General features: G+C 63.6%; 19 protein-coding genes. 8 read left to right on the plus strand and 11 right to left on the minus strand.

Features of this window, described 5'->3' with window-relative positions:
• Positions 1–25: 25 nt before the first annotated feature.
• From NKI73_RS09225 to NKI73_RS09235, 3 genes are read right to left on the minus strand one after another with little or no spacing between them, the layout of a single operon-like run.
• On the minus strand, positions 26–1,255 hold the full coding sequence (locus tag NKI73_RS09225) for a GNAT family N-acetyltransferase (protein ID WP_352628749.1): 1,230 nt from the start codon (positions 1,253–1,255) through the stop codon (positions 26–28).
• A 14-nt stretch (positions 1,256–1,269) separates the two neighbouring features.
• Positions 1,270–2,577, minus strand: coding sequence for a lipopolysaccharide biosynthesis protein (locus NKI73_RS09230; RefSeq protein WP_352628751.1), 1,308 nt, complete (start codon positions 2,575–2,577; stop codon positions 1,270–1,272).
• Positions 2,574–3,743 carry a glycosyltransferase gene (locus tag NKI73_RS09235; RefSeq protein ID WP_352628753.1) on the minus strand — a complete coding sequence of 390 codons (1,170 nt, stop codon included), beginning with the start codon at positions 3,741–3,743 and terminating at the stop codon, positions 2,574–2,576. The genes NKI73_RS09230 and NKI73_RS09235 overlap by 4 nt, the downstream gene beginning before the upstream one ends.
• 315 nt (positions 3,744–4,058) lie before the next feature.
• On the opposite strand from NKI73_RS09235, the gene NKI73_RS09240 reads away from it, so the two are divergent.
• Entirely contained in the window at positions 4,059–5,228 is a 1,170-nt protein-coding gene (locus NKI73_RS09240; protein WP_352628755.1) for a glycosyltransferase, read from the plus strand.
• On the plus strand, positions 5,225–6,484 hold the full coding sequence (locus NKI73_RS09245) for a glycoside hydrolase family 5 protein (RefSeq protein ID WP_352628757.1): 1,260 nt from the start codon (positions 5,225–5,227) through the stop codon (positions 6,482–6,484). The genes NKI73_RS09240 and NKI73_RS09245 overlap by 4 nt, the downstream gene beginning before the upstream one ends.
• A gap of 32 nt (positions 6,485–6,516) precedes the next feature.
• On the opposite strand, the gene NKI73_RS09250 is transcribed toward NKI73_RS09245, so the two are convergent.
• Both NKI73_RS09250 and NKI73_RS09255 read right to left on the minus strand, forming a co-directional pair.
• Positions 6,517–7,845 carry a VpsF family polysaccharide biosynthesis protein gene (locus NKI73_RS09250; protein ID WP_352628759.1) on the minus strand — a complete coding sequence of 443 codons (1,329 nt, stop codon included), beginning with the start codon at positions 7,843–7,845 and terminating at the stop codon, positions 6,517–6,519.
• A gap of 1 nt (position 7,846) precedes the next feature.
• Positions 7,847–9,946 (minus strand): GumC family protein, encoded by a 2,100-nt coding sequence (locus NKI73_RS09255; protein WP_352628761.1) that lies wholly within the window; start codon positions 9,944–9,946, stop codon positions 7,847–7,849.
• A gap of 248 nt (positions 9,947–10,194) precedes the next feature.
• Here NKI73_RS09255 and NKI73_RS09260 point away from each other — a divergent pair, with 248 nt between their 5' ends.
• Together NKI73_RS09260 and NKI73_RS09265 are read left to right on the plus strand one after the other, a co-directional pair.
• Complete coding sequence (locus NKI73_RS09260) at positions 10,195–11,694, plus strand: glucosamine inositolphosphorylceramide transferase family protein (protein WP_352628763.1); 1,500 nt, start codon at positions 10,195–10,197, stop codon at positions 11,692–11,694.
• A 118-nt stretch (positions 11,695–11,812) separates the two neighbouring features.
• Positions 11,813–13,012, plus strand: coding sequence for an FAD-dependent oxidoreductase (locus tag NKI73_RS09265; protein ID WP_352628764.1), 1,200 nt, complete (start codon positions 11,813–11,815; stop codon positions 13,010–13,012).
• Between the two features lie 241 nt (positions 13,013–13,253).
• Here the strand turns inward: NKI73_RS09265 and NKI73_RS09270 are convergent, their stop codons facing one another.
• The 3 genes from NKI73_RS09270 to NKI73_RS09280 form a co-directional block, all read right to left on the minus strand.
• Positions 13,254–13,463, minus strand: coding sequence for a hypothetical protein (locus NKI73_RS09270; RefSeq protein ID WP_352628765.1), 210 nt, complete (start codon positions 13,461–13,463; stop codon positions 13,254–13,256).
• 186 nt (positions 13,464–13,649) lie between these two features.
• Positions 13,650–14,504: a sugar phosphate isomerase/epimerase family protein gene (locus NKI73_RS09275; RefSeq protein ID WP_352628766.1), complete on the minus strand. Its 855-nt coding sequence runs from the start codon at positions 14,502–14,504 to the stop codon at positions 13,650–13,652.
• Between the two features lie 97 nt (positions 14,505–14,601).
• Positions 14,602–15,636 carry a LacI family DNA-binding transcriptional regulator gene (locus tag NKI73_RS09280; protein ID WP_352628767.1) on the minus strand — a complete coding sequence of 345 codons (1,035 nt, stop codon included), beginning with the start codon at positions 15,634–15,636 and terminating at the stop codon, positions 14,602–14,604.
• 145 nt (positions 15,637–15,781) lie between these two features.
• Here NKI73_RS09280 and NKI73_RS09285 point away from each other — a divergent pair, with 145 nt between their 5' ends.
• Positions 15,782–16,813: a hydroxyacid dehydrogenase gene (locus NKI73_RS09285; RefSeq protein WP_352628769.1), complete on the plus strand. Its 1,032-nt coding sequence runs from the start codon at positions 15,782–15,784 to the stop codon at positions 16,811–16,813.
• 616 nt (positions 16,814–17,429) lie between these two features.
• Here NKI73_RS09285 and NKI73_RS09290 read toward each other — a convergent pair.
• Both NKI73_RS09290 and NKI73_RS09295 read right to left on the minus strand, forming a co-directional pair.
• Positions 17,430–17,633, minus strand: coding sequence for a hypothetical protein (locus NKI73_RS09290; protein WP_352628771.1), 204 nt, complete (start codon positions 17,631–17,633; stop codon positions 17,430–17,432).
• The gene (locus NKI73_RS09295; protein WP_352628773.1) at positions 17,630–17,923 is read right to left on the minus strand and encodes a hypothetical protein; all 294 of its coding nucleotides are present in this window, start codon (positions 17,921–17,923) and stop codon (positions 17,630–17,632) included. The genes NKI73_RS09290 and NKI73_RS09295 overlap by 4 nt, the downstream gene beginning before the upstream one ends.
• Before the next feature lie 370 nt (positions 17,924–18,293).
• Here NKI73_RS09295 and NKI73_RS09300 point away from each other — a divergent pair, with 370 nt between their 5' ends.
• Positions 18,294–19,037, plus strand: coding sequence for a Crp/Fnr family transcriptional regulator (locus tag NKI73_RS09300; protein WP_502905629.1), 744 nt, complete (start codon positions 18,294–18,296; stop codon positions 19,035–19,037).
• A 31-nt stretch (positions 19,038–19,068) separates the two neighbouring features.
• Here NKI73_RS09300 and NKI73_RS09305 read toward each other — a convergent pair whose 3' ends face one another.
• Positions 19,069–19,350: a hypothetical protein gene (locus NKI73_RS09305; protein ID WP_352628777.1), complete on the minus strand. Its 282-nt coding sequence runs from the start codon at positions 19,348–19,350 to the stop codon at positions 19,069–19,071.
• Between the two features lie 219 nt (positions 19,351–19,569).
• Between NKI73_RS09305 and NKI73_RS09310 the strand changes: the two genes are divergently transcribed.
• A complete protein-coding gene (locus tag NKI73_RS09310) occupies positions 19,570–20,313 on the plus strand; it encodes a helix-turn-helix domain-containing protein (RefSeq protein ID WP_352629003.1) in 744 nt (247 codons plus the stop codon).
• Between the two features lie 169 nt (positions 20,314–20,482).
• A complete protein-coding gene (locus tag NKI73_RS09315) occupies positions 20,483–20,776 on the plus strand; it encodes a hypothetical protein (RefSeq protein ID WP_352628779.1) in 294 nt (97 codons plus the stop codon).
• The last annotated feature ends 272 nt before the right edge of the window (positions 20,777–21,048 follow it).

The following is a 21,048-nucleotide window of genomic DNA, read 5'->3' on the forward strand; positions in this document are numbered from 1 at the left end:
CCCGGCTTGCCACGTGCTTGTCCTGTCATTCCGGTCCCCCACGCAAGCGCCGCAAACCCCGCATCAGTCCCTGGATCGTCTTGAGCAGCCGAGGTTTGGATCGCACGAGCACCTCGGTCCGGTTGCGGAGCTCGAGGGCGGTGGTCACGGCATTGCCCCGCACCGTAGTCCCGTGGCAAAGCTCGCGCAGGGTCGAACCCGTGGCGCCCATATGCTCCTTGTAGCTCTGGTTGCCTACCGACAGGTCGAAATAGTCGAAACCCTTCTCGCGCGCCCAGCTCATCAACTTGCCCATGATCAGAAGCCCCGGTGAAACGTTGGGCACCGCGCCCTGGTCGATTGATATCAGCAGAGCATGAACAGTAACTTCATGGGTCAGCAGGTATTGGACGGCGATCAGAGCTTCACCAACGCGCAGCCCGAAGAGCCGCACCGATCCATCCGACAGACCCTCGAGGGCGGCGTTTCGGTAGAAGTCGACAGCCGTCCTCTGCGTCAGCAGGTCGAAACGGCCCAATTCGCGAAAGCGGCTGAGCCGCATCCGGACTAGGCTGCCGAAGATGAGCTCCACCAGAGCCGGAGTGTTGGCCTCGACCAGTTCCACGCTGCCGAGCCGTTCGATCCGGCGCCAGTCCTTGTTGAAGGCCTTGACGAACGAGGGCCTGCATAGGCGCTTGAGGACGGTTTCAGGGTCGCCGTCGATGGCGAGGCCGAAGCTGGTATGAAGGGAATCGCGCGTGGCCGCGAGCAAGGCCAGCGGGTTGGCGACGCCGCTGATCCCTTGCGGAATTCCCGTGATGTGGATGCGGTCCGCCGGCGGCAGCACGGAACGCACCGCCGCCCACGCGGCCTGTGCGGATTGCCTCGTCCACGGGCTCGCATCGGCCAGCAGCGGTGCCGAATAGTCACAAACGCCACAACTCAGCCATTCGATCACCCGATGGCCGGGAGCCGGTCGCCGCATCAGCGGCACCAACATCCGGGGCGCGCCCGTCGTGGCGTCGTTCACCTCCACGATGAGCACTTCCGCACCTTTCGGCAGCAGTCGCGCGACGATTCCTTCGGCCCACGCATATTGCTGGTGGGCGGTGCACACGCCCTCCGCCTGGTAGCGCAGCCAGAGCGGCCTGGCCGCTTCCAGGCTGGTGTGCAATCGCGCCGTGTAGGCATCGTTCGCGGCGACGGTTACGGGATCGAGGGCCTGCCCTTCGGGCAAGCCGGTCGCCGCAGCACTTTGCACTGCCTGGCCTGCCATATCTTCATCTTCTCCTATCGTTTTGCCGTCGCGAACGTGACCGCCCGCCGCCACGAACCCAACCGGCTGTCGCGTGCCTCATCCGGATGCTCGAGATTCCATATGCGGTGATGCGCGAAATACCATGATGCCGCGAGCACGAAGATCTCGGACACGGCGGAACCCACCAGCGCCCACGGCGGAGACGCAATCGCCAGCAGGATCGCGATCAGTACCAGCCCGACAACCGCGCCGCCCAGCGTGGTGAATGCGACGATCCGGAAATCGCCGAGTATCTCAAGCACGATGCGGGGCATGATATAGAGCATGATCGGCACAAAATTCGCGATCACGAAAAGCCCGATGAACCCGACCGAGGCGTCCTGGAGGGCCTGGGATTTAATCGTCGGCAGAACGAACATGATGGCGCATCCATAAACCAGGCCGCCGAGCCCCATGACGAGCGCCCAGATCTTCGCCTGCGCCCAGACACGCACTGTTTCGTTGTTCCGCATCAGCCTGGCGAGGTCTGGCTGCGTCATGTTTACGAAAGCAAGACTGATGATGCGCAGCGGGGCAAACAACACCAGGACCGCCGCCAGCGGTGCGTAGGCGGCAGGCCCGGCAATGCCCGCGACCAGCAACGCCAAACATTGCCCCTGGATGTTGGTGGTAGTCGCGCTGAATGCCGACCAGCGCAGCTGGTGCCAGAGCCTGGTGTAGCGTCGCCGCGTCGGCATGCGGAAGCTGATGCGAATTGTGCGCCGAGCCAGTCGGACCAGGACGAAAATGCCAAACACATTTGCCGCGGCAAGCGCGTAGAACACGGTCTGCAGCGGGTCCTGGACCTTCCAGATCGTCAGCCCGGTCAGGACAATGCCGGCGATTGTAAAAGCGCCGTCGCTGATGGAAACGACCACCTGCAGGCGACGTGCGAAGAAAGCCGTGCGCATATGGCTGCGCAACGACCAGGCACCGACGAAGCACCCGGCGGCAATTCCGCTTGGATCGCCAAGGACATCCATCAGAACAGCCGTGCCGACGGCCATCAGCAACGCCACGATCAGCGCCGCCGTTCCGAATGCCACGTCATGGGCATCGACGCCGGCCCTGTTGGCGCTTTTGCTCATCCAGATGCTGGCGGGAACGGCGGTGAGCGACCTGATATAGGACAGGCCGACGCCGCCCATCACCATGCCGATGGCGAAGAGGCCGTAGCCCTGCGCCGACAGCATGTGCAACAGCATGATATTAAGGGCAAAGTGAAAGCCGCTCTGCATCGCCTCGCCGCCGATCATCAGCACGAGGCGTCGAACCAGATGGCTCGGGAACGCAAGCTTCACGACCGTGTCTCCGCTTGGCGGGCAGCCCCCGCCCTGCCTGGCCGCGCCATGGTCGTCTTCAGCTTGTCGGCGGCGATCGCCGCGATCGCGGCGGCCGCGACCGGCTCGGAGAAGATTGCCTCGTAGCGCGCGCGCCCGGCAGCGACAAAACCGCGCCAGGCCTGCGGCCACAGGATGATCTCCTGCAATTTCGCGCCAAGAGCTGCTGCGTCGCCGGGCGGAACATGCCAGCCGGTCTCGCCGTCGCTGACCACCTCCACCAGCCCGCCGATCGCCGACACCAGCGGCGGCCGGCCATAGGCCATCGCCTCGATGGCGACGCGCCCAAGCGATTCCGGACGCCGCGACGGCACGGTGACGATGTCGGCCCAGCGGTAGTGCTCCAAAGGGTCGGGTATGAAAGGCAGGACGCTGACGCGCCCGGTGAGGCCCATGGTCTCGACCAGTTCGGCCAGCGCATGCTCGCGCTCGGTGCTTTCGAAGGCGCCGCCGACCAGCCGCACCTCGATCCTCGCCTGCAGCTCTGCCGGCATCGAGGTGATCGCCTCCAGCAGCACCTCCTGCCCCTTGATCCTGTTGATGCGGCCGAGCAGCAGCACCCGCAACGGGCGCTTGCCGTCATAGGTGGTCGATTCGACCGCCGCCGGCCCGGCAACGCCGTTGTAGATGACATGCGTGCGCGCGGCCTTGGGATCGCCGAAAGCGGCGCGCGTCGCGCGCGAGTTGAAGATCAGATCCGCATGGCTCCAGTGCATCAGGCCGACGAGTATCCTGCGCATGGCGCCTTCGGGGATTTCGTGGATATGCAGGACGGCCTTGTGGGGAAGAAGACGCGCGGCCAGCGCATAGTCGGCCACGATCGAGGTGTTGACGTAAACCAGGTCGCAATCCCTGAGGCGCCGCCACGCCCTGAACACGGCAACCGGCAATCGCGCCATCTCGACCGTCGCAAGACGCGCAATGGCCTGGCGCCTCAGCACCCAGAGCGGTTCGAAGACGATCCGGCTGGCATGCGCTTCCAGGATCTGCACGATCGGCCCGCCGCGCGGCAGAACCACCTCGATGTCGGCCGACGGAAACGCGACGCGCAACGCAGCAACGCTCTCCGCGAAGCTGCGGTCGGAACCATAGAGTTCATAACCCTGATGAACGCAGGCAATCCGCATCTTTGTATCCCGCCGGGTGCTACAACCATCGCGCCGGGCGATAATGTGCAGAGGCCTTGCCGCAAGAGTCATGCCGGATTCAGTAGGCCGACTACCCGCCGCACGACCTTGGCACTGCTTCGTTTCGATACAGCTACGCACAGAAGGGTTGACCGAGAATGAAACAACCACCGGGTTCAACACCGTTTTTTTACAACCCCGCGCGATGATCGCTCCCCAAGAATGCTGAAACAGGAAGATGGCATGGAAGTTGCCATCTGTTTCCTAAAAATTCAGTAATCGCTAATATATAGACACCTGAAAGTGCCGCCAGCCATGAAACCAGAGACGCCCGCCATTCTGATCCTGGGGACCCGCGGCATACCCGCAGCCCATGGCGGCTTTGAAACCTTTGCCGAAAGACTGGCGCTGTTTCTTGTCGGGCGAGGCTGGAAGGTCGCCGTCTATTGCCAGGATGAGGTCGAGCGGATCGACCAGCGGGTGCGTAGCGAAACCTGGCGCGGCATAGAACTCATTCACATCCAGGTTGCCTCCAAAGGGCCGCGCGCGACACTGGAATTCGACTGGCAATGCGTCCGCGACGCCGCCAGGCGGCAGGGCGTCTGTCTCGTGCTCGGCTACAACGGCGCGGTCTTCCTGACCTGGCTCAGGCTGAAGCGGCGCAAGATCTTCACCAATATGGACGGCATCGAATGGCGGCGCCCCAAATGGGGGATGGCGGCGCGCACCTGGTTCTGGCTCAACGAATGGATCGGCGCCTGGGCCTCGCATCGGCTGGTGGCCGATCATCCCGCTATCGCAGATCATCTGGCGACACGCCGGCCGCGCAGCGCCATCGCCACCATCGCCTATGGCGCCGATCCGGTGACATCGGCACCGGAAGCGTCGGTCCGGGCGCTCGGCCTCGAGCCCGGGCGCTATCTGATCTCGATCGCGCGCATCGAACCCGACAACAACATCCTACCGATCGTCGAAGCCTTTTGCTCCACCAAGCGCGACATGAAGCTGGTGGTGCTGGGAACGCTGTCCGACGACATTCCGTATCATGCCGCCATCCGCAAGGCGGCGAACGGCTCGGTGGTCCTGCCAGGCGCCATTTACGACCAGGCGACGGTGAAGGCACTGCGCTTCCACGCCCGCGCCTATCTGCATGGCCACACGGTGGGCGGAACCAACCCGTCACTGGTCGAAGCGCTGGCAGCCGGCAACATGGTGATTGCCCACGACAATCCCTACAACAGATGGACCGCCGGTGCGGCAGCGATCTACTTCACCGACAAGAACAGCTGCGCCGAGCGGATGCAGCTGGCGCTGGACGACGATGACCTGGTCAGGACCTGCGGCGTTGCCGCCAGGGCGCGCGCCCGCGAGGCCTTCCGCTGGGAAGATGTCCTGCTTGCCTATGAAAATGAAGCCTATCGCTTGCTCGGCGTGACCGCCGCCGAGACGGTCGCAATCAGTCGCGCATCAGCCGGCACCGCATGACAGGCTGGTCGCGCCGTCGGGTGCTGCGGACCGCGCTGTCCACGGCGGCCGCCGCCCTTGGCCCCCTCTCGATCGCACCAATCGCCCGCGCCGCTGGGCCGCAGTTTCGGCGCGGCGTCAACGCCTGGCCGTGGTTCTCGCTGACGCGCGAATTTCCCGCGCCACGCACCGACTATGACTGGCCGCCCTTCCAGTCGCAACGGCCGGTTCCCACACCGGACGACCTCGGTCGGCTGCGCAGGACCGGGCTCGATTTCATTCGCCTGCCCGTCGATCCCGGCCCCTTCCTGGCCGCCGACGCCAAGACGCGCGGCCAGTTGCTGGACATGCTGGACGCCGCCGTCACCACAACGCTCGATGCCGGTCTTGGCATCATCGTCAACGTCCAGGCAAATGGCGCCACCCATTACTGGAACCCCGATCGCATGGTCTCCAGCACCGCCGCACCCGCCTTCGATCTTTATCGCGGGCTGGTCGGCGAGCTTGCCGGCAGGCTGGAGCGCTTCCAGCCCGGCAGGATAGCGCTCGAGCCGGTCAACGAGCCGGCGCAGGCCTGCGAATCGAACGTCTGGTCGCAGATCCAGCTTTCACTTCTGACCGCGGCAAGGGCGTCGGCCGCAACCTTGCCGCTGGTCGTCACCGGCGGCTGCGGCTCGATGGTGAGCGGACTGACCGCGCTCGATCCGGCGCCGCTGTCGCCGTTCGAGCCGATCCTGTTCACCTTCCATTTCTACGAGCCCTATCTGTTCAGCCATCAGGGCGCGCCGTGGATGCGCGAGCCCGTCTACCGGTCGCTCAACAACGTGCCGTGGCCGGCATCCGCCGGTTCGTTGGAACAGACGCTGGCGTCGGTCAGGGCGCGCATGGCGCAGGATACCGAAACCCCTGAAGACGCCAGGCAGGCCGCCTATGCCGAAACCGAACGCGTGCTGAAAGTCTATTTCGACGCCAAGCCCGACCGCTGGTTTGTCGACAAATATCTTGCCGAGGTTCGCGCCTGGGTCGATGGCCACGGCCTTGCGCCGGAACGCATCATCATGGGCGAGTTCGGCGCCCTGCGAACCGACGCCCGCTATGTCGCCGCGCCCAACCCGGACCGCGCGCGCTACATCGCCGATGTCAGGCAAAGCGCCGAGACGTTCGGCTTCCCCTGGGCGTTCTGGGATCTCTTCGACGGCATGGGCATGATGGACGACACCACGCGGGCGCTGGACCCGGCGATGATCGAGGCGCTTGGCCTGATTATGCCGGAATAGGCACCCGCCATCCCGGCATCTGCCGTATAGCGCTACGTTTGCGCCGACTGCGGCCTTCGTTGCACCGCCGCCCGCGCCGGCCGGTAGAGCACCAGCGCCAGGACCACGAATTTGGTCAGCAGCGTCGTCTTCGACGCGACGCTTTCCGAGGTGTTGATCAGGATGATCCAGCCCAACATCGGCAGCCAGATGCCGGGATGGCAGCGCCGCGCCACCTCAAACAAGAACAGCACGAAGCCAAACGTCAGCAAAAGGGTGAAGAAGGCGCCCTGGTAGACGATCGTGCGGATGATCGGGTTCTCGATGCCTTGTTCGAGACCGTTGATGCGGCGCAGGCTGTCGACCAGGTCGACATCCGGCCCAACGATCAGATCGCGCCATTCCAGGTACTTGAAGAGTTCGAACATCTCGACGCGGGCATTGGCGCTGCCGCTGTCCGACACGAAGCGCTCCAGAAGCGCGTCGAAAAAGCCATAATATGCCGCCACGACGACGACGACCGGCAACAGCGCGGCAAGCATGAAGCCCAGTGCTGCACCCAGCAGGTTGACGCGGCCCCGGCGCAAATTAGTGATACCCTGAAAAAGCAGATAGAAGCCTCCGAGCACGATCGTCGTCACCATAGCCGTGCGGCCGCCGAAGGCGACGAGTGCCGCGCATTGCAGGCCGATCAACCCTATCCGCACAGGCATAGACAGGGATCTGGCACCGGAGAGCAGCGCAAGCACGTAGATCGCTGTCACCATGGCATTGGCAAGCGGATGCCCCTGCAGCGCGCTTGAGCGCAGATCGGTGGTAAACGCCACGCCGTCGAGGCGATAGGGGAAAATCAGCGTCTTGGTGGCGAACTCGAAAAGGGCAAGCAACGCATTCGCCGTCATGACCAGGTGAATGACGGTCTGCAACCCGACGAATGTCCGTTCGTCATCCTCGCTGAGCATCAGCACCACAAGTGCCGCGGCCATGAACGTATCGATCATGCCGGCCATGCCGGGACGCTGCCTGGCGATTACGACGAACAGAAGCACGATCGAGATGGCGGCCATCAGCGCGCTGGCCGGCCGCCTGTCGGCGACATGGACGAGGTAGCCGACTGGGTTGCCTGATGTGCAGGAGCGCCAGGCAAGCAAGAGCACGATGAGATAGGTGGACGGATGTATCTTGGTCGCCGGGTTGCCGAACAGGCCGTCGTAATTGTAGCCCACCAGCCACAGCATACCGCCCGAGACGCTGAACAGCACCGCCACCGCCGTGATCAGTCCGAAACGCGTCAGCGCATCGACCGACGTGCCGGCGCGGGGTGCGGCAGCACCGTAGTTCGAAGCGCTTGCGCTCCAGCTGGTGGCCCAAGGGACGGCCATGTCAGGCCGCCTCGTCGACCAGCAAGGCGCCTGTCGGCAGCCGCCCCATGACGGAGACGGCTTGCGACGTCGCGGTGACGTCGCGCATCGGTGTGGCGTTCAACGTGGCGACCAGCACGATCTCGTCGACCATCGCAACCAGCGGCGAAGCATTGAGATTGTCGGCCAGCGCGCCGCCGTCGATGACGACAAGCTCGAAGCTCCGGCTGGCCTGGGCCAGCATGTGCTGCGCGAAGTAGATGCCATGCGCTTCCTGGAAGACCGCCTTTGAGCGGCCTCTACCCAGCAGGGCGACATTGCTGCCGGCCGCGTAGTGGCTGACGGCTTCAAACGCGTATTCGCCGCGCAGCACGTCGAGGATTCCCGGCTGCGCCTCCTTCTGACTGCCGCCGCCATTGGCATCGATGAACAGCACACGGCTGCCCCTGGACGCCGCGGTATTGGCCAGCAGCCGCGCCACCCGGCTGCGCTGCGCGCCCTCGCCCGGCGACGATGTCACCAGGATGGATGGCACCAGCGGCCAGTCCGGCGGTCGCTGGCCCGAACTGAACATGCGCCTCAGCGCAAGGCCGACGACGGCGTCGGTCTTCTGGCTGGCCACGGCGGCCGCACTCCCGCCGAACGGCCACCAGCGGCGGCCAGTGCCTGACCTTGCCGGCACCACGCCCAGCACCGGCGCTTCGATGGCCGACTGCATCTGGGCGCTGGAAAGCACCGTCGGCGAGGCATATTCGGCGATCAGCGCCAGGCCGGTGCCGAGCCCCAGCCCGCCGAAGATCGCGCCGACAAGCAGCAGCGACAAAGGCGGCCAGCTCTTCTTCAGGGCCGGCATGGCGTTGGAGATGATGCGCGCATTGGTGCTGTCGACATTGATCTGCTCGCGCGTCTCCTGGGCCCGCTGGAGATAATTCGCGTAGACGGAGCGAACCGCCTCGAGATCGCGCTGCAGTTCGCGCAGCCGCACGGAGGCCTGGTCGGTGTCGAGCGACTTGCTCTTCATGCCCGCGACCTTGGCTTCCAGCGCCTGCTGGTTGGCCAGCGCCCTTTCGTAGTCGGTCTCGGTGGCGGTGGCGATGCGGCCGAGTTCGCGCGCGATGAGCTGACGCGTGTCGCGCAGCTGCTGCTGGGCTGCGATCAGCGACGGATGACGCGGCCCCAGTTCCGTGCCGAGCTGCGAGACCTGGTCGACCAGCGTCGCCTCTTGTGCCCGCAGGCTGGAGATCACCGCCGAGCGCATCGCTTCCGAGGTGGCGTCCGCCGTACCGCTCTGCCGGCGCATCTGGTCGACCTGCGCCTTCAGCGCAGCGGTGCGGCTCTGTGCCGCTGAAAGCTGCGTGTTGATCTCGGTCAGTTCCTGGTCGCTGACCAGATTGCCTGCCGCCATTACCATGTTGTTGGCCGACTTGTAGGCCTCGACGGCGTTTTCGGCTTGCTGGACGCGCTTGCGCTGTTCGTCCAGCCGCGCGGTGATGGCTACGGAAGCGTCCTTGGCCATTTGCGCGCGCGCGCTCGCCTGGTCGACCAGATAGGCCTGCGCGATGGCGTTGGCCAGAAGGGCGGCCTTGTCGGCGCTCTTGGCGGTGACGATGACGTCGAGGACCAGGACCTTGTCGGCCCGCTTCACCGCCAGGCGTCGGCGTAGCGCGTCGAGCGTCTGCGCCGACCTGTCGCCTTCGGCCGACCCCGAGCCGAGCAGGCGCGACAGCAGGCCCTGCCCGTTGAATTCCGGATCCTGCGTCAGGTTTGTCGCCGTGATCGCCCTCATCAGCACGCCTGTCGACTGGACCACGCTGACCTGGCTCTCGACCTGCGTGATGCCGCCGTCGGGTGAGATACGGCTGGGATTGACGTCGTTGGTGACCACCTGCAGGTCCTGCGGATCGATGAGGATTTCCGCCGCCGAGCTGTAGAGCGCGGGCGTGAAAAGGCCGTAGAGCAAGGTGACCAGCGTCAACAGCGCGACGGTGCCGAAGATCCAGAACCGGCGGCGCACCAGGATGCGCTTCAGATCGCCCAGTTCGACGGTCGAGGCCGCGTATGATCTCGCTGATCCCGCATCCGGAGAGTGTTGCTGAGGAACCATGGGCAGGGACGATTGCATGGCTGCCTCCGACAATATTCCATCAGCCGGCAAGATCAGATTGCGGCGCTAACCTAGCTATTCCTCCAACTGTTAAAAGATTGTTAATTATGTTGAGAGGTCATGTGAATTTTGGCATGCGGTTTGCTTAAAAATATACATACCGAGGTGTCGACGGCGCGGCGAGGGAGACGGATTCAGATGGGGCTACAATTTGACCGGACAGGTCTGGCCGGCAGGGCCGGACACTGCCTTTTCGGGTCTCCAACATGTGGATAAGCCTGCGCCTGGACGGCGATTGCGTCCGTGCCTTCCATATCGCGCTGTTGGATCGCCTCGCCACGCTTGGCGATATGCAGCTGTCCGTCGATATCAGGCCCGCGGGCGGCGGCATCCCGCGCAGCGCCGCGGCCCTGTTTCAACTCGAAACGGCGATACACGGGCTGTCCCATGATGGGCTGGCGACGCGTGTGCCGCTTTCGACGCTCGCTCCCTACCGGACGCAGCCACCCGCTTCACCCGATCTGGTGGTCGACCTCTGCGGCGATGTCAGGATCGAAGGCACGCGGGTCTGGCGCGTCACCTATGATGACGCCAGCGGCGAAGCGGCCTTGCTGGCCTTGATCCTCGCCGGCCGCACACCGCTGGCCCGCATCGAGGAAAACGGCATTGCGATTGCCGCCGGGCGCCTGGGAACCGAATATGGCGGCATCGCGCTCGCGTCCTTCCAGGACATGCTGTCGCGCACTGCCAGCCTGATCGTCGCGGCGATGTCGGGGGCTGCCAAGGCCGTGCCTGATCTGCCCGAGCCGGCGCAAGCAGGTAGCCCGCCGCCAATGCCCTCGGCCGGCAAGCTTGGCGTAAGAGCCGGCAAGGCTCTGGCGCGGCGGATCGTCCAGAAGATCTACCATCTTTGCTACAACGCGCCGCACTGGAAGGTCGGCTGGCGGCAAACCGGGGGCCGCGATCTGTTCGACCTGCGCGCGCATCCGGCATCGGGCTGGCAAGGACTGCCGGACGACGGCAGCCGATTCTACGCCGATCCGTTCCCGATCCTGTATCAAGGCCAGCTAACCCTGTTCGTCGAGGACTATATCCACCGGCTCGGCCGGGCCATCATCTCCGCCGTACCCTTCGGTCCGGCAGGCCCGCTCGGCCGCCCCGAGCCGGTGCTGGACCTGCCCTACCATCTCTCCTACCCCTTCGTCTTCGAGCGTGACGGCGAGGTCTGGATGGTCCCGGAAAGCTGCGCCAACGGCACGGTCGATCTCTACCGGGCCACCGCCTTTCCCGGCGGATGGGTCAAGGAGGCGACGCTTCTGTCCGGCGTCGTCGCAAGCGACGCCACCCTGGTCGAACATGGCGGCGCATGGTGGATGTTCGCCACTGTCCGGGACGGCGGCGGTGCCTTCTCCGACGCGCTGCATCTGTGGTCGGCGCCGGATTTTCGCGGCCCCTGGACGCCGCATCCGAACAATCCCGTGCTGATCGATATCGCCTCGGCGCGGCCGGCGGGCCGCATGGTCAAGCGCGGCAACGACCTGCTGCGCCCGGTGCAGGACTGCCGCAGGAGCTATGGCGCGGCTCTCGGCATTGCACGCATTTCTCACCTCGATTTGATCGGCATGGAGCAAGTCGTTGAAACCGTCTTAAATCCAGGCGCGCTATGGAATGGGCGCAAACTTCACACACTCAACGAGGCAGGCGGTTTTGAGTTCATCGACGGCTCGGCAATCGCACCGCGCTGGAAACGACGGGTCCGCGATTAACCTAAACATTGGTTACTACCAGACGCACGTTCCGGTTGCTTGAGGTTGATTTGGGCCCGGAAGATATTTTCTACCACAGATTGTGGTGCAGGAAGACACCACCAGAAAGGGCAGTAAGATGAGTATCGCAGAGGCTGGCCAAACCGAAATCGACGTGGCGATCGTCGGCGCGGGAATGGCCGGCACCACCTTGGCAACGGTGTTGGGAAAAGCCGGGCGCAAGGTGGCGCTGATCGATCCGCACCGCGTCCATCACGACGAGTTCCGCGCCGAGAAGATCGGCATGGATCAGATGCTGCTGTTTGAAAAGCTCGGCCTCGATGCGACTGTCAAGCGTCTCGTCACCTCGACAACCGACACCCATGTCTTCCGCCTCGGCCAATTGTTCGCGCACGAGAAGAAGTCGGAATTCACATTTTCCTATGGCGCGCTGATCAATGGCCTGCGCGACGCCTTGCCGCCGCAAGTGCCGCTGACGGTCGGCAAGGTGACGGAGGTCTCGACCGGACCGGACCGACAGCGGCTTGTGCTAGCCGACGGCTCCGTGATCAATGCCCGCCTGCTCGTGGTGGCAACCGGCCACGGCGAAGCGGTGCGGCGCGCCGTCGGGGTCGAGCGTGTCGAACAATCGAAGGCGCATTCGCTGTCGATGGGATTTGACCTCGCCATCTCGCCGCGTGAATTCGCCTATCAATCCGCTACCTGCTACGGCAGACGGGCCGCGGACCGTGTCGCCTACATCAGCATCTTTCCTCTCGGCAACAAGATGCGGGCGAACATGTTCGTCTATCGCACCGTGGCCGAACCGTGGACGAGGGCGTTTCGCCAGGATCCGCAGAAGATGCTTTGCGAACTGATGCCCGAGATATCAGCGCTATGTGGCAACTTCGAAGTCGCAAGTCCTGTCGAGGTCAGGCAGATCAGCCTGAACACGACGCAAGGCCATCGCCGCGACGGGGTCGTCTTCATCGGCGACGCTTTCTGCACGACGTGTCCGACGCCGGGCGTCGGCATCGGGCGGGTGATGACCGATGTCGATCAGCTCCACTCGATTCACATTCCGCGCTGGCTCGAAACACCAGGCATGGCGGCTGACAAGATCAACGCCTTCTATGACGACCCGGTCAAGGTGGCTACCGATGCGGACGGCATGCGTGTGAGCTACTATGCCAAGTCGATCACCGCCGACCCCAGGCTGGAATGGCGCGTGCGGCGCCTGCGCAACAACACGGCGCGCCAGCTGATGATCATCAGCCGCAAGATGCGGCATCTGGGACGGCGACAGGCGCCCGGGGCGATTCCCGAAAGGCGTGGCTAATGCATATCGCCCAAAAGTGTCCTCGGTTTTGGGAGAACGACATGCATAAAAACAATGAGCTAAAGCGGGTCGCCTGAATCCGTTCAAACGCGACACGCTTTAGATGACGTCCCGACCTAAAGCGCGTCGCGTTTGAATGGATTCAGCCACGCGCTTGTGGTCTTGATTTCGTGCATGTCGTTCTCCCAAAATCGGGACCACTTTTGAACGACATGCGACGCCCGGCAGCATCCAGCAGGAGTCAGCGCCAGGCGGCCTCATTCTTTTGTTCATAGTCACTGAAGGCCTTTTTCAGGCCGCCGAGGACTTCTGCCGCAGTTTCGAACATCGCCTTGAACTGGGGCTCGTCCACCTTGCCGATGTCCTCGCGAAGATGATCTATGGTGTCCTGCAGGCGTGCCTGCATCTTCTGGGTATGGTGCAGTGGATCGCGGTCGGGTTCGCTGGCCATGACTCTCTCCTTTGTTCTGCTGAACCCACCCGCCGAGTTCGATCGGCGAATTGCCACTTCAACGAACAAGACCGAAGTCCGTTCCCCACGTGGAAAGCCGATCGCGAGGCCTGTATTGAGGGCGCCATGCCGAGGCCTCGTGGCGCTGAGCGCAAATCATCCTCGAGGCGAAGATCGCAGCCGACCTCACCCCAGCGTCAGCCCCGCCTTCCTCGCCTCCTCGCGCAGGAACGGCAGGCCGACGCCAATGACATCGTCCGGATTGTCCGCCACCGGCCGCCACACGGCCAACCCGCCGGCAATGTCGACATCGACATGGTTCATGCTTTCCAGGGTGATGGCGCCGGTGTAGCCGATGTCTGATATCGCCTTCATGCAGGCCCCCCAGTTGAGCATGCCGCGCCCCGGCACGCCGCGATTGGCCTCGGAGACATGGACGTAGCCGAGATAGGGTGCGGCGGCGCGGAAGCCGGCCTCAAAACTCTCCTCCTCGATATGCATGTGGTAGGTGTCGAGATGGATGAAGATGTTGTCCGCGCCGACGCGCTCGATGACTTTGGCCGCATCGATGCCGCGATTGATCAGATGCGTCTCGTAGCGGTTGCACGGTTCGATGCCGAGCTTCAGCCCATGCGCCTTGGCTGCCTTGGCGGCGCGCGCGAGGAAGCGGCACATGCCGTCGATTTCCTCGGCCGTCGGCGCGCGTCCGGAAGTCTTGCCGATCGTGCCATAGGTGACGCCGCCGAGCGCCTCGCTGCCCACCGCCTCGCATACGCTGAAGGCCGGTTCGAGGAAAGCCAGCGCCTCGTCCGGCCGCGCCACCACATCGAGTGAAGCCGGCAGTCCGAGCGACGGGATAAGCGCGACACCCCAGCGTTCGGCGAAGGCGCGCGTGCGCCTGGTGTCGATCTCCTCGGGGCGCAGCAGCGGGATTTCCAGCAGACCGACGCCGAGCCCCTTCAACCGCTCCATCCACGGCTCGATCAGGTCGAGGTTCCAGACAGGGGCAATGGCGAAAGTGTGCAATCCAAGGATATTCATCGGCTCCAGCCTCTCTGTTCGGTCACCGCCGCGGCGCTGGTGTCGCCGCCGCCGACGACGACGATGCGGCAGACGACTTCGTTCATGTTGGGTTTGGCTATGACAAGATTGGCGAGCCAACGGATTCCCGCATCAAGACCCGGCAAGGCTCGAGCCGCGCGATCGGCGGTCCCTCCCCGCCTTCAATCCTGGCAAACAGCGCTTCCATGGCATGGCCGGCGATCTGGCGCACCGGCTGCACCACGGCGGCGATGGCCGGCCATGTCACCTGCATCCATTCGGCATCGTCGAAGCCGACCAGCGAAATGTCGTTGGGGCAGTGCCAGCCACGTCGGCGGAATTCGGACAGCGCCACCAGCGTGCCCTTGAGGAACAGCGAATAGACCGCCGTCGGGCGCTCTCCCTTTGCAAAATAGTCGCGCAACTGCGCCCTGAGCGGCTCGACATCGGTTTCGGCAAGCACAACGTCGATGCGCACATCCGGTGCCAGCGCCCGTGCGGTGGCGCGAAAACCATCGAGGCGGGCACGTACTGTCGCCGCCTGTTCGCCAAGGCCGACGACCAGGATATGGCGGTGGCCCTTGCCGATCAGTTCGCGCGCCACCTCGGCGCTCGCGGAAGCACTGTCGGCCGATACGGTGTCGAAGGCGTCGTCGGACAGCACGCGGTCGATCAGCACGCCGGTCATGCCGTTGGCCTTCATGAATGCGGCCGCCGGGCCGTGCTCGTTGCGCACCGGCGCCAGCACCACGCCGGCCACCCGCCAGTCATGCATGCGGGCCAGGATCTCCGTTTCGCGCGTCTCGGATTCGCGGCTCGATGCCGCCACCAGCGTGTAGCCGCGCTGCTCGGCGAGGCTCTCGAGCTGGGTGACCATCTGGCCGAAGAACTCGCTTTCGAACTCGGGCATGATGGCGCCGATAATGCGGCGCCTGGCCCTGCGCATGTCGGAGGCCAGCGGATCGACGCGGTAGCCCAACAGCTCGACGGCGTCGAAGACACGCTGCGCATTCTCGGGCTTCACCGTGGTGACGCCGGCCATCACCTTGGAGACGGTGGCGGCCGACACGCCGGCACGGCTTGCCACGTCGTGAATCGACGGACGCCGCTGCTGATCCTGCCTATGCGCCATTGTTCCTCCTCCCGAGGTGCGAACGTCAGCTTTTGTCGTCCGCTGGAGAATGCGTAAATCGATTTTTCTTTGTTGTAAATCGTTTAATCCAAGGTAATTTGCCCCCGAGAAAGGGCGATCAGGATCGCGCCGGGAGGAAACCGTCATGCCGAACAAGGATTTGCCGCTGGTCATCAGCGCGCCGGAACCACGCACGCTCGACCTCATCTTCACGCCGCTGCAACTGGCTCGCTTCAAGGCGAAATACCGCATCGTCGAGACCACCGCCGACGGCGTTGCGAAACTGCCGGCCGATGTGCTGGCACAGGCCCGCTACATCGTTGGCCAGCCGCCAATATCGCCCGAAACGCTGGCACGGATGACGGCGCTGCGCTGCGTCTTCAACGTCGAGACCAATTTGATCAACAACATGCCTTACGAGACGCTGTTCGCGCGCGGCATCCATGTCGTCACCACCGGCCTGGTGTTCGCCGAGCCGGTGGCCGAGCTTGGCCTTGCCATGGCGCTCAATCTCGCCCGCGACATCGTCGACGCCGACCTCGCCTTCCGGCAAGGCAGGGAATTGTGGGGCGGCGACGGCAATTCGACGGCGCGGCTCTTGTCCGGCGCCGATGTCGGCATCATCGGCTTCGGCGATCTCGGTCGCGCGCTGAACCGGCTGCTGTCGGGCTTCCGCACCCGAACCAAAGTCTTCGATCCCTGGCTGCCGCCCTCGATCCTCATCGACAATGGCGTCGAGCCGGCCTCGCTCGATGACGTGCTGTCGACCAGCGACTTCGTCTTCGTCGTCGCCTCGGTGACCAGCGAGAACCAGGGGTTTTTGGGCGCCGAGGCCTTTGCCAGCATGCGAAAAGGCGCCGCCTTCATCCTGCTCAGCCGCGCCGGCGTCGTCGATTTTTCCGCCCTGATGGCGGCGGTGAAGAGCGGCCACATCGTCGCCGCCAGCGACGTCTTCCCCGAAGAACCGCTGGCGCAGGACCATCCTGTGCGTGCTCTGCCCGGCTTCCTGCGCTCCGCCCACCGCGCCGGCGCGCTCGACGTCGCCTTCAAGCGGATGGGCGACATGGTGCTGGAGGACATGGACCTGATCGACCGCGGCCTGCCGCCGTTGCGCTCCAAGCGCGCCGAGCGCGAGACGGTATCGCGCATGCGCTCCAAGCCGGCCAACAGGAATTGAAAGGGGCCGTTTTCGTCCCTGTCCGGTTGGCCGGCCTTGACCGCTTCAGCTTGGCAAGAGCGCGGCCGGCGACGACGCTGCCTCGTTGGGTACGTTTTCAGACAGTTGGCGTTGGTCGCTAACTCACTGCTGGCAGCGCTCCTCCGCCGAGACAGTTGGCTCAAGTCGCGACCAGCAGCCGTCGCTGACGACATGCTGCACGTGCATTCGGTGCCGGCCTCCCCGGTCGGAACATTTTCTTTCGGCCCGCATTCTGGAATCCACCGAAGGAGAGTTTTCTTGACCCGACTGCCTCAGGATAAAGACCGGATTGAACGTTCCACCCGCGAGGCTCAGTCCATCATCGCCATCGAACGTCAGGCGCGTGAGGCAAAGACGGCGCGGCTTCGAGAACTACGGCTTTCGTCGGAGACACCGGCTTCGAGTGGGACGGCAAAGCGCAAGCCCCGCGCCCGAAAAGCGACAGGCAAAACTATCGACGTGAGGTGAGCTTGTGCTCGACGTTGTATTCGAACACGGAGGTCGCCTGGGTTCCTGGAACGAAATACCTTTTGCGAACTTGCAGGCGTCAAGAGCGCTTGTGAGCATTGCGCGCCCGCCAGCCGCATCGCAGCGTTCATGGCTGCTTTTTCGACCTGCGTGCGACCGCTTCCATGAAGGAGCGTGCGGCAGCGTCGCAAGCCGTTCTGGACGGTCCGTTTGCGAACAGCACGACCTCCGCGGCTTTCTTCGACATGCCGTATTTCTTTGCAAAGACCGCGGTGTCGTAAGGCTCGTTTTCAACCCCGGGCGTCGAGGACGTGACCCTGACCTTGGTCATTGCCGAGTCCGCCTGAAACTCTCGAGCAACTCACTTTCATTTCGGCAGCCATTCTCGAAAAGCGAGAACACCGTGGCTGCCAGCTGCTGCACGTCCGGCTCCACCGACATCGGGTTCAGTTTGCGTTCGGAGCAGACCTGATCGAAGACGCGTTGGCATAGCTGCAGGTCGGAAGGATAAAAGCCGGGATGGCGCTTGTTAAGGCTCGACATGAGAATCCCCACTCCGAGCAGCGCCCCACTTGCATGACGCTGTAATCGAAAATCTAAATTGGCGGCGAGGAGAGTCAATATCGACGTTATCACTGTACGGATCGTACAATTCTCCCGCGGGCAAACTCTGTCGTTGGCTGGCTTTCGAAGGCTTCGCAGTGACCCGGGGATGGCGCCATTGTCGTTAGCCGACGGATTTTATCGGCCCTCCCCGTGATCCGCCTCTCTCGGACAATATGTCGGTTTCGTACCAAGCGACGTTTGGTACGTTTCCGACACTAACGTTTGGGTCGATCTTTTCGTATGCGAGCGGCTTTGGGGGGCGCCGTGCACCGAATTCCTAGATTTCTCCATCCGGAGCCCCTATATGTGGGCGATCGTCCGCACGTTGTTACGGGCGCGGACGGCTGGGAGATCAAATGGCTCTTGCCCTGCATTGGGCTGCGCCATGACTAATCCCGATAAAATCCCAGAACCCAACCAGAACCACCAATACCGAAATCGGCTTTTGCGGCGGATGAGCGCGGATGACCTTGCGCTGCTCAAACCGCATATGCAGCGCTGCGCGCTGCCGTTGCGCATGATGCTGGTGACCCCAAATGTCCCGATTGAGGCGGTCTACTTCATCGAACAGGGCATCGGCTCGGTGGTCGCCAGGACGACGAGCGGCCACGAGGCCGAAGTGGGCTTCATCGGCTTCGAAGGCATGACCGGATCTTCGCTGGTGATGGGCGACGACCGTGCGGTGCATGCATGTTTTGTACAGCTCGAGGGCGAAGCCATCCGCATCGAAGCCGGCGCTTTCAATGCAGCACTGGCGGCAAGTGCGACCTTGCGCATGTTCCTGCTGCGCTTCGTCAATACGCTCCAGACCCAGGCCGGCTGCACCGCGCTCGTCAACGCGCGGCTGAAGCTCGAAGAGCGGCTGGCACGCTGGCTGCTCATGTGCGACGACCGGGTGCCCGGCGAACACCTCGCCATCACGCACGAATTCCTGGCCATCATGCTTGGTGTCAGGCGGCCAGGCGTCACCGTCGCGCTCCAGCTGCTCGAAGGCCGCGCGTTGATCCGCTCGCGCCGTGGTGAGATCGTCATTCGCGATCGCGCCGGACTGCTGGAACTGGCCAATGGCAGTTACGGCGAAGCCGAGGCCGAATATGTCAGGCTGATCGGCGAGATCGGCCAAGTCTGAATCGGCCAAAGCCTGAATCGGGCAAGCCTGATCAAGAGCGGTTGCCGCCCGCGGCCGGCTTGCCCGATGGGCCGACTTTGCCGGACCGTGCCGCACTGCCTCCAAAGGCATCCGCCGCGCCGTGCCGGCTAATTGGCAGCCCGGCATGTTCGAGGCTTGCGAGCTTGCATTTCGTCTGTTCGGCCGCCGCTCCGACAAGGCAATCGATGGCGACCATCGCGCCGGCATGCTCGCTGGCAGCGACCGCCTGGCGTATCTTGCTCAATTGCGCGTGCGTGTAGTCCAGAAGCTCGACCAGGTCGGTATGATCCAAACCGCCCTCCATCACAGGATGTCGAGAGGCCGATACGAGGTCGCTCTTGGCACCGAAATACGCCCATTTGCAGGACTTGCATAGCCAAACCGTCAAAACCGTACGGTTTGCCTGCTCTATTGGCCAAAGGTCCTTATTTGCGCCGGCCCGACAGTGTGAGATTGATATATAAGCAAGTGCTTGAATAATGGTTCGTACGTCTATCGCGGTGACGATGTCGTGCCAATTCGTGAGAATCTCGCCGCCAACCTCAGGCGGCTGATCAAGCGCCACGCTTCCGTGAGCGCGGTGTGCCGTGAGCTTGGCATCAACCGCACCCAGTTCGAGCGCTATCTGCAAGGCCGGGCCATTCCGAACAAAGCCACTGCTGGGCTGATCTGCGATTATTTCCAGATCGACGAGAATGAGCTGTATCGCGAGCCCGCCGCCACACCAGCCAAGGACAACGGCCACGCATCGCTGTGCCAGACACTGTATGAGAACATGGTGCGGCCCCCGTCGCCCGCCATCGCTGGCGGCACCTATTTCACCTATTTTTCGGTCCCCGGCCGCCCCGACCTTCTGATGCGCTCGGTCACCTTCGTGCGGCGCGAGGCCGAGCTGGTCACCTTCAGGCGGGTGACGCGGTGGGCCCCGGGCGACGGCCAGGGCGGAGCGAGAATACCCGGCAACCATTACGGCGTGGCGATCTCGCGCCTGAACTGGATCTACTTCAGCGGTATCAACCGCCGCCAGACCGGCGAGCCCTCGATCATCACCGTGCAGTGGGCCTCCATCTCGGAGCCGGTTCTGGTCGGCAAGGCGATCGTCCTGGCCGGATCGGGGCCGGCCTTCGTGTCGGTCATCATGCGGCAAGACGTCACCAGTATCAGCATGAGACGGGCGATGCAGATGGCCCATATCGTCAGTCTCGACGACCCCGGCGTCGATCGCCTGGTGGTCAGTCTCGCGCGTGAAACCTGATCCGCCGGCGCCCAACCGGAAAAATTCGGGAAATTTTCAAGCTTTTTCGACTATATTTTTCTTCGATCGGGCGTCTTTGCGCAAAACAAGCCGGAACTTTCATCCAGACCTGTCGTTTTTCAAGACGATCGTTGCTCGACGATCTCAAAGCAACAGGGAGGATTATACCATGAACATCAAAATGATCTGCTTGGGCGCCATGGCGCTTTCGATGGTCGGCGGCGTGGCGTTCGCCAAAACATCGGCTCTCGACGATCCGGCCAAGATGCAGCCCTTCTACACCGACACCGGCATGAAGACGATGGTCAGCAACGACGCCTTCGTGAAGGCGTGGAAGGCCCTTACGCCGGACGACCAGACCGCGATGATGAAGGCCTGCGAGGACGAGGCGAAGGACGCCAACGCGGCCAACACCCACCCGGAATTCTGCAGCAGTGTGAAAGCAATCGGCGGCAGCAAGTAGCAGGCCACCGGACTGACGAGGAGGATCAGCGCCGCCCCTGATCCGCCTGCCGGCACCTTCGTATAGTGACGGGGAAAAGTGCCCGGCCGGAGGGGCGGCATTTGCGAACATGATTACCGTCGTCAACGGACGCCGACAGTCGTTTCCTACCGTCTCGCGGCAGGGTGCGCCTGCCCTTTCCCGACATCTCCCTATTCCGGTCATGTTGCGTTGCGATAGATTTGTTGCATTGCGATATCAGCCAGCCCGACCGATACTGCCAAAGGCTCGGG

Origin of the sequence: Mesorhizobium sp. M0496, from assembly GCF_040321205.1 — a bacterium.
Taxonomy (GTDB): Bacteria; Pseudomonadota; Alphaproteobacteria; order Rhizobiales; family Rhizobiaceae; genus Mesorhizobium.

What these genes read in the sequence shown, in the direction of transcription:
- NKI73_RS09280 (WP_352628767.1), bottom strand. Translation starts at nt 15,636, where the DNA reads ATGGCGCATAGGCAGGATCAGCAGCGGCGTCCGTCGATTCACGACGTG.
- NKI73_RS09270 (WP_352628765.1), bottom strand. Translation starts at nt 13,463, where the DNA reads ATGGCCAGCGAACCCGACCGCGATCCACTGCACCATACCCAGAAGATG.
- NKI73_RS09235 (WP_352628753.1), bottom strand. Translation starts at nt 3,743, where the DNA reads ATGCGGATTGCCTGCGTTCATCAGGGTTATGAACTCTATGGTTCCGAC.
- NKI73_RS09315 (WP_352628779.1), top strand. Translation starts at nt 20,483, where the DNA reads ATGAACATCAAAATGATCTGCTTGGGCGCCATGGCGCTTTCGATGGTC.
- NKI73_RS09240 (WP_352628755.1), top strand. Translation starts at nt 4,059, where the DNA reads ATGAAACCAGAGACGCCCGCCATTCTGATCCTGGGGACCCGCGGCATA.
- NKI73_RS09255 (WP_352628761.1), bottom strand. Translation starts at nt 9,946, where the DNA reads ATGCAATCGTCCCTGCCCATGGTTCCTCAGCAACACTCTCCGGATGCG.
- NKI73_RS09245 (WP_352628757.1), top strand. Translation starts at nt 5,225, where the DNA reads ATGACAGGCTGGTCGCGCCGTCGGGTGCTGCGGACCGCGCTGTCCACG.
- NKI73_RS09275 (WP_352628766.1), bottom strand. Translation starts at nt 14,504, where the DNA reads ATGAATATCCTTGGATTGCACACTTTCGCCATTGCCCCTGTCTGGAAC.
- NKI73_RS09260 (WP_352628763.1), top strand. Translation starts at nt 10,195, where the DNA reads ATGTGGATAAGCCTGCGCCTGGACGGCGATTGCGTCCGTGCCTTCCAT.
- NKI73_RS09225 (WP_352628749.1), bottom strand. Translation starts at nt 1,255, where the DNA reads ATGGCAGGCCAGGCAGTGCAAAGTGCTGCGGCGACCGGCTTGCCCGAA.
- NKI73_RS09285 (WP_352628769.1), top strand. Translation starts at nt 15,782, where the DNA reads ATGCCGAACAAGGATTTGCCGCTGGTCATCAGCGCGCCGGAACCACGC.
- NKI73_RS09265 (WP_352628764.1), top strand. Translation starts at nt 11,813, where the DNA reads ATGAGTATCGCAGAGGCTGGCCAAACCGAAATCGACGTGGCGATCGTC.
- NKI73_RS09290 (WP_352628771.1), bottom strand. Translation starts at nt 17,633, where the DNA reads ATGACCAAGGTCAGGGTCACGTCCTCGACGCCCGGGGTTGAAAACGAG.
- NKI73_RS09250 (WP_352628759.1), bottom strand. Translation starts at nt 7,845, where the DNA reads ATGGCCGTCCCTTGGGCCACCAGCTGGAGCGCAAGCGCTTCGAACTAC.
- NKI73_RS09300 (WP_502905629.1), top strand. Translation starts at nt 18,294, where the DNA reads ATGACTAATCCCGATAAAATCCCAGAACCCAACCAGAACCACCAATAC.